Origin of the sequence: Psychrobacter sp. Cmf 22.2 (genome assembly GCF_001921745.1) — a bacterium.
Lineage (GTDB): Bacteria > Pseudomonadota > Gammaproteobacteria > Pseudomonadales > Moraxellaceae > Psychrobacter.
In genome coordinates this window covers 755204-768130 of sequence record NZ_MRYA01000001.1, presented here as the reverse complement: position 1 = coordinate 768130, position 12927 = coordinate 755204, and the positions used below count along the sequence as shown (strand labels likewise).

General features: G+C 41.8%; 10 protein-coding genes. 6 read left to right on the top strand and 4 right to left on the bottom strand.

Annotated features, from left to right (window positions below; translation table 11 throughout):
• Window positions 1-52: 52 nt before the first annotated feature.
• Complete coding sequence (locus tag BTV98_RS13510; RefSeq protein WP_178379347.1) at window positions 53-169, top strand: DUF2474 domain-containing protein; 117 nt, start codon at window positions 53-55, stop codon at window positions 167-169.
• An 82-nt stretch (window positions 170-251) separates the two neighbouring features.
• Here BTV98_RS13510 and murU read toward each other — a convergent pair whose 3' ends face one another.
• Together murU and BTV98_RS03225 are read right to left on the bottom strand one after the other, a co-directional pair.
• On the bottom strand, window positions 252-980 hold the full coding sequence (gene murU / locus BTV98_RS03230) for an N-acetylmuramate alpha-1-phosphate uridylyltransferase MurU (RefSeq protein ID WP_075102879.1): 729 nt from the start codon (window positions 978-980) through the stop codon (window positions 252-254).
• A gap of 56 nt (window positions 981-1036) precedes the next feature.
• On the bottom strand, window positions 1037-2194 hold the full coding sequence (locus BTV98_RS03225; RefSeq protein ID WP_143505602.1) for an aminoglycoside phosphotransferase family protein: 1158 nt from the start codon (window positions 2192-2194) through the stop codon (window positions 1037-1039).
• Window positions 2195-2647: 453 nt separating this feature from the next.
• On the opposite strand from BTV98_RS03225, the gene lptD reads away from it, so the two are divergent.
• The 3 genes from lptD (at window position 2648) to BTV98_RS03210 (ending at window position 8073) form a co-directional block, all read left to right on the top strand.
• A complete protein-coding gene (gene lptD, locus BTV98_RS03220) occupies window positions 2648-5737 on the top strand; it encodes an LPS assembly protein LptD (RefSeq protein ID WP_075102877.1) in 3090 nt (1029 codons plus the stop codon).
• A gap of 216 nt (window positions 5738-5953) precedes the next feature.
• Window positions 5954-7348, top strand: coding sequence for a peptidylprolyl isomerase (locus tag BTV98_RS03215; protein ID WP_075102876.1), 1395 nt, complete (start codon window positions 5954-5956; stop codon window positions 7346-7348).
• Between the two features lie 479 nt (window positions 7349-7827).
• Window positions 7828-8073 carry a hypothetical protein gene (locus BTV98_RS03210; RefSeq protein ID WP_075102875.1) on the top strand — a complete coding sequence of 82 codons (246 nt, stop codon included), beginning with the start codon at window positions 7828-7830 and terminating at the stop codon, window positions 8071-8073.
• A 471-nt stretch (window positions 8074-8544) separates the two neighbouring features.
• Here the strand turns inward: BTV98_RS03210 and BTV98_RS03205 are convergent, their stop codons facing one another.
• The gene (locus BTV98_RS03205) at window positions 8545-9663 is read right to left on the bottom strand and encodes an endonuclease/exonuclease/phosphatase family protein (protein ID WP_075102874.1); all 1119 of its coding nucleotides are present in this window, start codon (window positions 9661-9663) and stop codon (window positions 8545-8547) included.
• 487 nt (window positions 9664-10150) lie between these two features.
• Here BTV98_RS03205 and asd point away from each other — a divergent pair, with 487 nt between their 5' ends.
• Window positions 10151-11284, top strand: a complete 1134-nt coding sequence (gene asd, locus BTV98_RS03200; RefSeq protein ID WP_075102873.1) for an aspartate-semialdehyde dehydrogenase — start codon at window positions 10151-10153, stop codon at window positions 11282-11284.
• Window positions 11285-11487: 203 nt separating this feature from the next.
• Window positions 11488-12639, top strand: a complete 1152-nt coding sequence (tgt, locus tag BTV98_RS03195) for a tRNA guanosine(34) transglycosylase Tgt (RefSeq protein WP_075102872.1) — start codon at window positions 11488-11490, stop codon at window positions 12637-12639.
• Between the two features lie 143 nt (window positions 12640-12782).
• Here tgt and BTV98_RS03190 read toward each other — a convergent pair whose 3' ends face one another.
• Window positions 12783-12914, bottom strand: a complete 132-nt coding sequence (locus BTV98_RS03190) for a methionine/alanine import family NSS transporter small subunit (protein ID WP_075102871.1) — start codon at window positions 12912-12914, stop codon at window positions 12783-12785.
• Window positions 12915-12927: the final 13 nt, after the last annotated feature.

The window sequence follows — 12927 nt, the reverse complement described above, 5'->3', positions numbered from 1 at the left end:
TGCTGTATTAGATGATGGCAGCTACAATCAAGACGTGAGTTGAGAGGTCACTATGAAAAAGCTCAGTAAAAAACAAACGCAATGGGCATGGTTCATTGGTTTATATTTGGCAGGTTTTTTAGTTATCTTTACCATTGCCCAATTAATAAAATTGGCAATGGGCGTTTAGAATGTTGTTTGTCTAACACAAAAAGGGCGCGCTAATCATAAGATCAGCGCGCCCTTTTTTATTTATCAAGTTTTTTTATTAATCAAACTCCGCAATGATTATCAGCGCCTTTATTGTCAATAAAATCATTGATCTGCTCTAAGCGCTCAGGTGTGCCGACGTCTATCCAGTTATTAGTAATAACCTCAGCGGTAATCTGAAACTTAAGCATCGCCTGCTTGAGTAGTGGCGCTAGTGCCGCTGGTTGCCCCGCGACCAAGCCATCCACCAATCTGGGTGACATCACGCTAATACCAGCAAAGGTATATTTATCCGCATCACCGATTGGATTCTCACTGGCAAGCCCATTATTAATAGCAAAGTCACCGCTGTCATTATGCTCTGGATTGTCAATTAACAACAAATGTGCGCGTTGATCGGCACTTAGCGTATAATCTTGTAATTGTGCAAAATCATATGTCGTCCAAATATCAGAGTTGACTAAAATAAAAGGTTCATCTCGCAGTTTACCTGTTTGTAGCGCTTGAAAAATCCCACCCGCGGTCTCTAAAGGCTCATCATCTTCAACCGACCAATGCAAATTCACCCCGTATTGCGACCCATCGCCTAAAGCATCTATCAGCTTGTCAGCGAGCCACGAGACATTGATAACAATATCAGTGATGCCCGCTGCTTGTAACGCCTTTATATGCCAGACAATTAGCGGCTGTCCACCTACTTTAACTAACGGTTTTGGGGTCTCAAGAGTCAATGGACGCAGACGAGTCCCCTTGCCAGCCGCCAAAATCATTGCTTGCGTTATAACAGCCATGCATGTTCCTTATTAACATTGTTATTTTAGTAAACGACTGAATTCATCAACACCTATTACGATGCAAACTTATCTTCATAAGCAGGTAGTACGCTATCTTGTAGCCATTGATTAAACGGTAATACTGCTTGCTTCATAGCATCATGACCTTGCTCAGCCAGCCAATTTAGCTCAAAGGTAAGATCACGCATGACTTTTGGAATATCAGCCAAATAGCGGTTTTTACCATCGCGCTCAGATAAACGAATAAAAATCCCTAATACCTTTAAATGACGCTGTACACCCATTACGTTTAGATCATTTACAAACTGCTCAGCACTGTCCGCTGTCGGTAGCATTGCCTGCTGTTGTAATTGCCAGAAGTCATTAACCCAGCTTGATACCTGACTCTCTGGCCACTCAACATAGGCATCACGTACTAAGGACACTAAATCATAAGTATATGCACCGATGACAGCATCTTGAAAATCAATGACGCCTAAGCGCGAATAATCTGCTTGATCTTGCATTAAGTTGCGACTGTGATAATCACGATGAACCAAGACTTGCGGCTGGGTCAAGATATCATTCATTAAAGCTGTTTTTAAATTTTCCCATAACGTCTCATCAAGGCTTACGCCAATATAAGGTATGAACCAATCACGAAACAAATCCATTTCTCGATTGAGCATTGCGCTATCATAATCTGGCAATTCGTGCTCTACGCGTGCTATTTGCACAGGCGTCTTTTGTAGATCAATCAATGTCTTCATCGCCAATTGATAGCACTCATTAACCTTTTTGGTTGGTGCATCAGCCAATAAGTGCGCAAACTCTGTCGCTCCAAAATCTTGCAATACTAAAAACCCTTGTGCCATATCTTGAGCCACAAGATCTGGTACATTGACTGCAGGGCTCATTAGTTTAGTCACATTGACAAACTGCTGCATGGCATCTTGTTCGTCAGCAGAATCCATAACGATATATCGCGCTACTGGGGTATCACTGCTACTGTTGGCGTCAAAAAGTTGTATACGGTGATACTGGCGTGCGCTAGCATCACCAGGTAAGCTATCAAGAATAAACGTCTGATCTTCAAATACTTGCTGCAACCAGTTCTCCAATTGCTGCTGACGAGCATTCACATTATTATTGGTAATAGTAGTAGCACTACTCACTGCACTGGCGTTAAGATTCGTATCAGTATCAGGCTGTAAAACTATATTGTCTGTCATAAAGGGCATCGCAGGTTAACTGGTAGTAAGCTTGAGCATCTAATAATTATAAACCACGATATTGAGAATATAATTGTCAAATACCAAGCATTAATGGCTAAAGTAGTAATAAATAAAGTAAATACTTGCTAGAATGACGAGCTGTTTTTAACAGCTAGACGTTTTAGTTCTTTTAAGCTTCAACGCTAAAAGCGTCTTACTACGTCAAAAAATTTGATGAATAGTGTAGCTGATTTGGTTTTTTTTGACTATGATAAGTCGTCAATAGTTGTAATATGTTCGTATATTTAAATTTATATTACCGTATAGTAGTCGAAAAGATGACTAATTTTAACTCGCTTTTATTGTTTCAAACCGATTCTCATCAGTTCAGCTTAAACATACAGTGAGATTAAAACCTACAACTGAATCAAATATCGCAACCCCATAGGCTTTGCAATCATAGGTGTGCCCTTGTTATATTCTCCGCTTTACCAAAGCATTCGTTTGATTTTGTTTGGTGCCATCAGCTTAACAGGCTTGACTGTAAGCGCTGCCACGATAGATAACGATGATAAGCAGGCAGCAGCGCCGCTAATTTCTGAACGCCCTAGTATCGCTAGTACTTCTACTAAAGAATACAACGGCAGTGATAGCTATAGTTTAAGCAATACAACAACTACGGATGTTGCTCCTTTATCTACTGTAGATCCTTTGAGCGTGAAGCACAGTGCTGATACGGTAATTGGCAACCAAGCTAATGACAACAGCTATCCATTAGCCCCTAGCGATAACCTCAATGCTATTGATGATTTGGCTGCTAATAATACAGTATCTAATACTGATAATGCCACCTTAACAATCTCTGAAACCACTCAAATTTCAAACATTGATGTTAAAGCGTCACAAGACAATATCGATAGTAACAATAAAAACAATACAGAGCAGGCAAATCAACCTATAAAGCAGAATCCAGCAATTGAGAATAGCCGTCTTGATACCAACGATGAGAGTGTTCAAGACAGCCTGATGCGTTTAGCAGAGTTTTATGAGCTGACACCAGACACAGATTTATCAACATTAAAGGACAACAATGCTGCTATAAGCTCTGAACAAATCGATGTTCAAAATCAACCAACGCCCGCGACTCACAATATTCCTAAAGTAGGTAAAGAGTTAAAGCTACTTCCAAACACAGTGGATAGTGCACAGCGCTGTGTAGGTCAATGGGTCAGTCCTAAGCGTAACCCCAATTATCAACGTGCAGTCAATGAGGCAGGCGGACAGACAAACACCAACCTCAATGGCATTCCTAACGAGCAGGCGCCTCTGTTTTCGGAGTCTGACTATGGCTATTATAATAACGTAGATTATGCTGAACTATCTGGCAATGTCATTATCGACCAAGGTAGTCAGCATATTGAAGCAGACAAGGTGATGCTTGATCTGGCCAATGGCATTGCTGCCGCACAAGGCAAAGTCATGTTTACTGACCAAGTCTCTAACAATAGCGATAATCGAAGTAGCGACAATGTTAGTATGACTGATAAGTCTTTAAAGGGCGGTCTTATTGGGGTTGCAGACAACCTAGCATATAACACAGAGACTGGACAATCTACTGCTGATGAAGTGGCTTTTGCCAGTGTAGAGTTACAGGCCCACGGTTATGCTAAGCGTTTGAATCGACCTAATGATACTCAGTATGAGCTTGACGAGGTAATGTTTAGTACTTGCCCGCCAACCAACCGTAAATGGCAGTTCGATGCCAAAAGTATTGATTTAGATACTGAAACTGGACGCGGTGAAGCTTACGATACTACTTTTCGTATTGCAGATGTCCCTGTATTTTACTTACCTTACTTCAACTTCCCTATAGACAGTCGCCGTAGTAGTGGTTTTTTATTACCCAGCGCGAATATCGGTAGCGAAAGTGGTTTAGAAATTGATATTCCCTACTACTTTAACCTCGCACCCAACTATGATGCTACGCTCAACACTCATCTCTATACCAATCGTAACCCTATGCTATCAGGCGAGTTTCGTTACTTAACTGAAGATTATGGCGAGGGCATTTTTAATGGCTCATACTTACCCAATGATAGAGAATATGATGGAGAGGATCGTAGTAGCTTTTTTTATGATCACTACTGGACATCAAGTAGCATTCCGCGTTTGAGCGGCGATGCTAAATACAGTTATGTGTCTGATGAAGACTACTTAAACGACTTTGATACACTTGGTTTATCAGACAACACTCTAAACTTACCAAGACGTGGACGACTTAACTATTATAATGATTATGTCAATGGTGAGCTAAAGCTTGAAACGTTCCAGACGCTTAGTGCCTTTACAAGTACGGGCGAAGCGTTAGAAGACAAAGACAAACCCTACTCACGCTTGCCGCAGTTATCACTCAATTATCGTCTGCCTTGGTTAGACGCCTTTGACATTACAGGCGTTCATGATTCAGCTTACTTCAAAAAATCCATCGATGATGGCTCTGAGGACGAAAAAAGCGGTATACGTGTCTACAATAAACTAAGTACTACTTACCCAATTGAAGCTGCATGGGGTTATGTAAAACCAAAGCTTAGCTTACAACATTTATATACCTCTTATGATCAAGACAGTTTAGAAGACAACCAGTTGAATAAAGAAGATGGCAGTCAATCGGTCTTTGTACCGCAAGCTAGTATCGATGCTGGATTGCATCTATATCGTGCAGGCTCACCCTTTGGTGCTTTCGACGATACCATGGGTGGGTACCAGCTACTTAGCCCACGTTTAAAATACACTTATTCGCCCTTTGAAGATCAAAACGACATTCCGAACTTTAATACTCGTATTGCTTCTATCAATTACGAACAGTTATTTTCGGACAGCTGGTTTTTAGGGCACGATCGCTTGCAAGACTTGCATGCCATTACGCCAGGTATCAATTATCGTTACATCGATGCAACGGGCGTGACACGTTTTGATGGTAGCATTGCAGAGCAATTCTATTATGGCGATGGGCGTGTCACTCTTGATGATCAAACGCCCGTATTTAGCACGTCCTCCTCTGGAATGGTATGGAATGCTAGTGCTCAACCTTACAATAACGTGTGGGTCGATGTCAGTGGCGCTTTAGACAATAGCTATGATCTTAATTACCTTACGACAGAGTTGCGCTATCAACCATCAAATAATAGCTTATTTAACGTCGGTTTTGTGAAACGTCAGCGTGATGAAAACACGGATCAGTTGCCATTATCTGCGTTTACAGCGTCTGCTATTTTCCCTGTTAATAATAGCTGGCGTGTGCTTGCTCAAGGTCAGTACGATTATCGCAGCGATAAAATGCTGGACGCCCTCGTTGGTATTGACTATGAAGACTGCTGCATTGGTTTTGCAGTTTATGGTCGTCGCTACTATAATGATCTAAACCTTAGAGAAAAACCCACACAAGCGGTTATGGCAGAAATCAGACTTAACGGACTTGGCAGTAGTAGCAGCCGTCTGACTCGCTTGCTGGCAGATAAAGTCTTGGGTTTTGAGCCAGTACAAACAGCGTGGAAAGACTAACAGTTATACCAACGCCAAATTTAGCAAAATTAGATGCATGAGCGATAATGTAGCAAACTGTGCCGTATAATAAATTGAAAAACAAGTGTGAATAATCACGTAACAATATTATGAGCAAGATATCTAGTACACAATTATTTGCAAGAGTATACGCAACGTGTCATGAGGATAATTGCTCAACTACCATCCGATGCGATGACATTGATGAGGAGCATCATGAGATTTTTTTCTTTACGCCAGACCAACCGTGCTGTACTAGTTTCTATGAGTATCAGTGCAGGCATTTTATTAAGTATAGGTAGCCAAGCTGCACCAGCAGTTACGCAAACGGACGCTGTAGCATCTAGTCAAGATAATAACGCTCGTTTAACGTCTGCTAATAGTACTGACGGTATTATCGCTTTAGTCAACGACAATGCTATATTGAAAAGTGACTTAGTAAATGCTATTGCGCAAACACAGGCACGTGCGCAAGCCGCTGGCGAACCTATCGCTAATTCAGCACAATTGCAGTCTGAAGTACTAAATGCGTTGATATTGCGTGAGCTGCAATTGTCATTGGTCAATCGTGTCGGCCTGAAGCCTGATGAGGCGGCTATCAATCAACGTCTTGCACAAATCGCTCAGTCTGAAGGACTCAATAGTATTGGTGCGCTACAGCAACGCCTCGATGCCAACCAAGCAGGAAGCTACGCGGCTTTACGTACTCAACTGATTGAAGATACCGCTATTCAAGCACTACAACAGCGTCAAATCACTAACCGTGTACGCATCAGTGAGCAAGATATTGATGCATTTTTGAGCTCTCCTGAAGCAAAACGCCTAAATCAAAGTGAGTATCAAACCATCCACGTTCGCGTACCTTATATAGATGACTACAGTCGCTTATCAGAAGCTCAGCGTAGTGAGGCACTAAAAGTTGCGCAGGATTTGCGCACTCGCCTGCAAGCACCAAATGTCGATGTCGAAGCTGCAGTCGCTGAGGCTCAAGGCAGTTACCCTATCCCATTACAAGGTGGCGACATGGGTTATCACAAAGCTGCGGCATTACCTACAGAGCTCTCTAGCGAAATTACCAAGCTTGAAGTTGGCGCTGTTAGCGCTCCATTGGTGACCCCTGAAGGTATCGATATCATCAAGTTAGCTGACAAAAAAGCCAGTGATACCATGATTATACCGCAGTGGCATACTCGTCATATCTTGGTTAAAGTTGATGAGCTTCAAACAGATGCCCTCGCTGAACAGAAGATTAATGATTTATATAATCAGCTACGCCAAGGAGCAAGTTTTGCTGATTTAGCAGCGACGTATTCTGATGATCCAGGCTCAGCAGGACGTGGTGGCGATCTTGATTGGGTCAGCGAAGAAGATATGGTCGGTCCGTTTGAAGCTGTTATGAAAAATACTACCGTCGGCGATTACTCTGCTCCTTTCAAAACCCAGTTTGGTTGGCATATTCTAAAAGTAGAAGATAAACGTCAACAAGACGTCAGTGATCAATACCGTCGCAATATGGCTCGCCAAGCGCTTTATCAACGCTTAGCACCGCAGGCGCAAGAGGACTGGTTACAAGAATTGCGTGCTGGTGCTTATATTCAAGTTCTTAACTAAGGCCAGTTGCCTTACCGTTTATTTACACAAAATTTGATGACTTCTTAGGGCGTATATATATCTGTATACGTCCTTTTTATTTTTTAGGCTTTATCGGTAGTGATTAAAGCTTATATATGATAACTATCAAACATCAACACTTTTATAACCTGCAATTAATTTCTGATATGCTAATATTAATATAGCAAACTAGGGTTTGGCTTCATTAATTCTTTATTTATTCAAGTTTCTTTGTCGTTGTTTGTACTGTTTCTAACTTTTATTCACAATAACTGTAACAATCAGCTGATGTTTAGTAAATATAATGCTACGACAGTTTGCTAAGTCCCAGGAGTCCTTCCCCGATGGTTTTATTTTGAGTAAGAACATCACGATTTAAGGTCTTACAGACTATCGAGGATATTATAAAGGTGAAAGGATGTATCGCCGTGCATTTTTTATAACTCCATAATCATAATTGATATTTAGGATACATAAGCGTGAATAATAAATTAACTGGCAGTGACTTAACTCGAGCAATGCTAAATCGTGGCGATAAAAAGATTTGGTGTGCAGTAGATGACGATAGCGATGCACGTGCTATCAGTGATCAAATTGACAATGATTTTACCGCTCGTATCGTATCTTTCCGTGATGGAAAGTTTTATTGTACCGCTGGTATGACTTGGTTATATGCTGTACCTATCAAAATTGCTCCATTGACACAACAAGAAGCCAATTTATAAATAAAATTGGCTTTGTGACATTAGAATGAGTCCTATTGTTCTAATATCTTATCGTGGATAAACGGTTTTTATCTAAAAGCATATATATGTAGATATATATATATGCTTTTCTGTACTTGCAGCTAGCGCATTAAATTTAATAACATTTTATTCAACTATCTATCTCACAAAGAAAAGCCCCGAACCTAGGGCAATTGGTTCAGGGCTTTAGCGCTTCATGTTATTATTATTGTTCTTCCTTGATGACTCATCCTAAGTCATAAACAATAACTTATAAGACAGCGGGCTGACCTGTACTCATAAACTTATTGTCTCAACACTGCATCCTTGCCTATCCTTGTGTTGATGAAGCTATTGTATGGTAATCGGATATGGGTAGATAGAGGCTAAAAGCTCTATTTATTGTACGTTTTGGCTTACATTTATCCGCTTAAGTGAATAAAAAAGAAAAAGAGTGTTTTGGGCATTGTTTCAATTACAATCTGCATGTTCTTTTGATACTTTATCTCCTTCCTTTTTACCTTCTTCGATTTTGCTTTTTGTCTCTTCAATGTCTTCAGTTTGAGCGGTAGGCGCATTTTGTTCTTGTTTGTGAGCTTCCTCCGGTTCATACTGCAAAGTTGTCATGACAGGAAAATGATCAGAACCCACAGATGGCAGGCGCTGAATGTCGACCACAGTAAAGCAGGCACTATGGAATAAATGATCTAGTGCCCAGCGCAAAAAAGGATATTTGACATGAAAAGTATTGATAAAATGTCGTCCAATACGTGGATCTAGTAGTCCTGAAACGCGCTGAAAGCGTCGAGTGGTCTTTGACCATGCGACATCATTGAGATCACCTGCTAATATTGCTGTCTGATTATTTTCTTTAATGTGCTTACCAACCATCAATAGCTCAGCATCACGAGTGGTTGACTTATCGGCTTCTGTGGGACTTGGCGGCATCGGATGCAAGCAGTACAGCCAAATCACCTGACCATTTTGTAGACGCAGCTGCGAGTGGATCGACGGTATGTCGTCTATCATTAAATATTTAACTTCAGGGTCTATCAATTCAAGCTTAGAATACAGGTGCATTCCATAAAGGTTATCTAGCGGTATTTTTACTGTATAAGGATAATCAGGCTCAATTTGATTAAGCGCCTTTTCCCATTTATGATCAGTTTCTAAAGTGATTAGAATATCAGGCTGTTTTTGTTTAACCAAATTAACCAGTTTTTGTGTCTCGTCATTAGGAGTTAGAACGTTTGATACCATTATTTTAAGTTGATATGCCTGCCCTTCTGGCTTATCTTTTGCATTTTGGACTTCTTTTTTCCAAAGTTTAGTATAAGGCAATACCATTCTAAGCTGAAAAGCCAGCGTAATACTTAAGACAATAAACAACAGCCATTGTCCTAATTGCCACTCTGGCCAAAACACCGACATGCCGATCCAAGCGACAATACCAAGAATCATTATCTGGATACGTGGGAACTCAACACCTCGTACCCACCAGTTATCTAGAGGTAACCAGCCCCAGACTGTCACAAATGCGATGAATCCTGCTAACCACTGTATGCCATAATATAATAGGGAAAGATCCATAGTATGTGTTAACCATTTATTAGTTTGTTGGTTGAATTCATGATTATACTTATCTTAAATTAAGTGACAAAAGCCCATACAGTTTTACTCCCAAATATATATGCTTTTGTGCTAAGGGCTTACGCGAGTAAGTATATTGAATATTTATATTAGGTACACACTTTAGCATCTCGTGAGACTCTCGCCTATTACTAAACATTGCTTAAGCCTAAACTAACATAAAATATTACAAACTCAGTATGTAAAGCATAGTAAGCAAAAAACACTTAACCCTTTTAAACCAACGCAATAAAATATTGATCAATCTAATAGCGCTGTGCTCTATTGAATACTATCCCTATGGTAATAACCAAAAGTTATAATGAGCACAGCAAATAGTGTGTGAAAAACTTTGAAAAACAATTAAAATACCTTGATTTTTAAGGATATTCACGGCATTGTTACTGGTTGACGATGTAATAACTGATTGTAAATAGGATTAGATTTCATGAGTAATTTAACAGTAGGCTTGGTAGGCTGGCGCGGTATGGTTGGGTCAGTATTAATACAACGTATGCGAGAAGAAAACGACTTTGACGGTATTACGCCTGTGTTTTTTTCGACAAGTAACGCAGGTGGCGATGCCCCAAGCTTTGACGGTATTAAAACCAGCCCGTTAAAGGATGCTCATGATATTGATGCGCTAGCAGAGTGCGACGTGATTATTACCTGTCAGGGCGGCGACTACACCTCTAAAGCACATCAACCCCTACGTGATAGCGGCTGGAATGGCTACTGGATCGATGCGGCCAGCACCTTGCGTATGGCAGATGACAGCATCATTATCCTTGATCCAGTCAATCGCAATGTCATCGATAGCGCGCTCGCCAGTGGCAAAAAAGACTTTATCGGTGGTAACTGTACGGTATCATTGATGCTGATGGCTATCGGTGAGCTGTTTAATAAAGGCTGGGTAGAATGGGTCAGCGCCATGACTTATCAAGCAGCCAGTGGTTCAGGCGCAAACAATATGCGTGAGCTTATCGAAGGCATGGGCGTACTACGTGATGCGGTCAAGGACGAGCTGGCTGATCCTGCAAGTGCTATCTTGGATATCGACAAAAAAATCGCGCAGACCCAGCGCGCAGATAACTTTCCTAAGCAGTATTTTGGTGTGCCCCTCGCAGGCAGCTTGATCCCTTATATCGATGCGCAATTAGAAAACAAGCAATCGCGCGAAGAATGGAAAGGCGGTGTTGAAACCAACAAGATCCTTGGCAACTCAGCGGCCAATACCATCCCTATCGATGGTATGTGTGTGCGTATCGGTGCCATGCGCTGTCACGCTCAAGGCTTGACCATCAAGCTCAAAAAAGACATCCCATTGGAGGAAATCGAAGCGGCGCTAAAAAATAGCAGCAATGAATGGTTGGACTTGGTCGAAGACGACAAAGAAGCCACTATGAACCGCTTAACACCAGTTGCCGTAACAGGTACCTTGACTGTGGCGCTAGGACGTCTACGTAAGCTAAACATGGGACCTGAATATCTGGGCGCATTTACTGTGGGTGATCAGCTACTATGGGGAGCCGCTGAACCTTTGCGTCGCATGCTAAATATCATCCGCGAGCAAAACGCTTAGTTTTACAACTCAACTATGAAGTACAAAAAAGACAGCAAATGGCTGTCTTTTTTTATGGCGCTTTTAGGCTCATTTCTCAAAACGCGCTATGAGCCGCGCATAATATAAATGGCACCAAAATTGAAACTGGCATCCATATCCAAAAAAACTCCTAACAATGCTATAATTAGCGCCATTTCCATAGCTTATATAGCGGTTATCATATGCAATTTGTTTTACACAAAACGGCCAGCGGCGAGACGCGCGCGCGCCGTGGCACCGTCCATCTCAATCATGGCGACGTACAAACGCCTGCTTTTATGCCTGTCGGTACTTATGGCACGGTCAAAGGTATGCTACCACGCGACATTGAGGCCATTGGTGCTGATATCATCCTTGGCAATACATTTCACTTATGGCTACGTCCGGGTACTGAGGTCATCGACAAGTTCGGCGGCCTGCATAAGTTTATGCATTGGGATAAGCCTATCTTGACCGATTCGGGTGGTTTTCAGGTATTTAGCCTCGGTGCAATGCGAAAAATCACCGAAGAAGGCGTCAATTTTAAGTCGCCCATCGACGGTGCCAAGGTGTTTTTGTCGCCAGAAAAGTCGATGCAAATTCAGTACAGCTTAAATTCAGACATCGTCATGCAGTTTGATGAGTGTACCCCTTATCCTGCCACTCACGACGAGGCCAAAAAGTCTTTAGAGCTGTCACTACGTTGGGGCCAGCGCTGCGTTGACGAGCACAATAGACTGGGCAGCACCAATGCGCTGTTTGGTATTATTCAAGGCAGTATGTACCCAGATCTACGCCAGCAATCGCTCGAAGGCCTGCTTGAGATTGGTTTTGATGGTTATGCCATCGGTGGCCTATCGGTTGGCGAGCCAAAAGAAGAGATGATGGATGTATTAGACTATATCCCAGATGCGATGCCAGCAGACAAGCCGCGCTATCTGATGGGCGTCGGCAAGCCTGAGGACATCGTTGAGGCGGTACGCCGCGGGGTCGATATGTTTGACTGTGTCATGCCGACTCGTAACGCTCGTAATGGTCATTACTTTGTCACAGGCGATACAGACAATGCAGGCGTGGTGCGTATCCGCAATAGCCAGTATCGTAACGATGAGGGCCCACTAGACCCTGAGTGTGACTGCTATACTTGCCAAAACTTTAGCCGTGCCTACTTATACCATCTCAATAAGTGTAAAGAGATGCTAGGAGCACAGCTGGCTACCATTCATAACCTGCGTTATTATCAGCGCTTGATGCAAGGCATCAGAGACGCCATCGAGCAAGATAGCTTTGATGCCTTTGTCAGTGAGTTTTATGCCAAGCGTGGTCAAACGGTTCCTGAGCTAAACTTACGATAATTTAAGTACGTCTTAACTGTAAAACTTTTAGCAAAACAGTCAAACATAAAAAAGCCAGACAGTTTTTTACTGACTGGCTTTTTTCATATACTGACATTTTTTAAGCAACATAGTTTTTTATCACTATAAAAAACTTACTGCCCTTAAACATGATCCTTTGGCAATTCACTCATTGGAATGTCAGGATGTTTTCTTAAGTGCAAAATTGCAGCGAGCAAACCACCCCATATAAGTAACATTGAAATAATCATAAAAATAATTGCTGATGTAGTCATAATAAATTCCTAT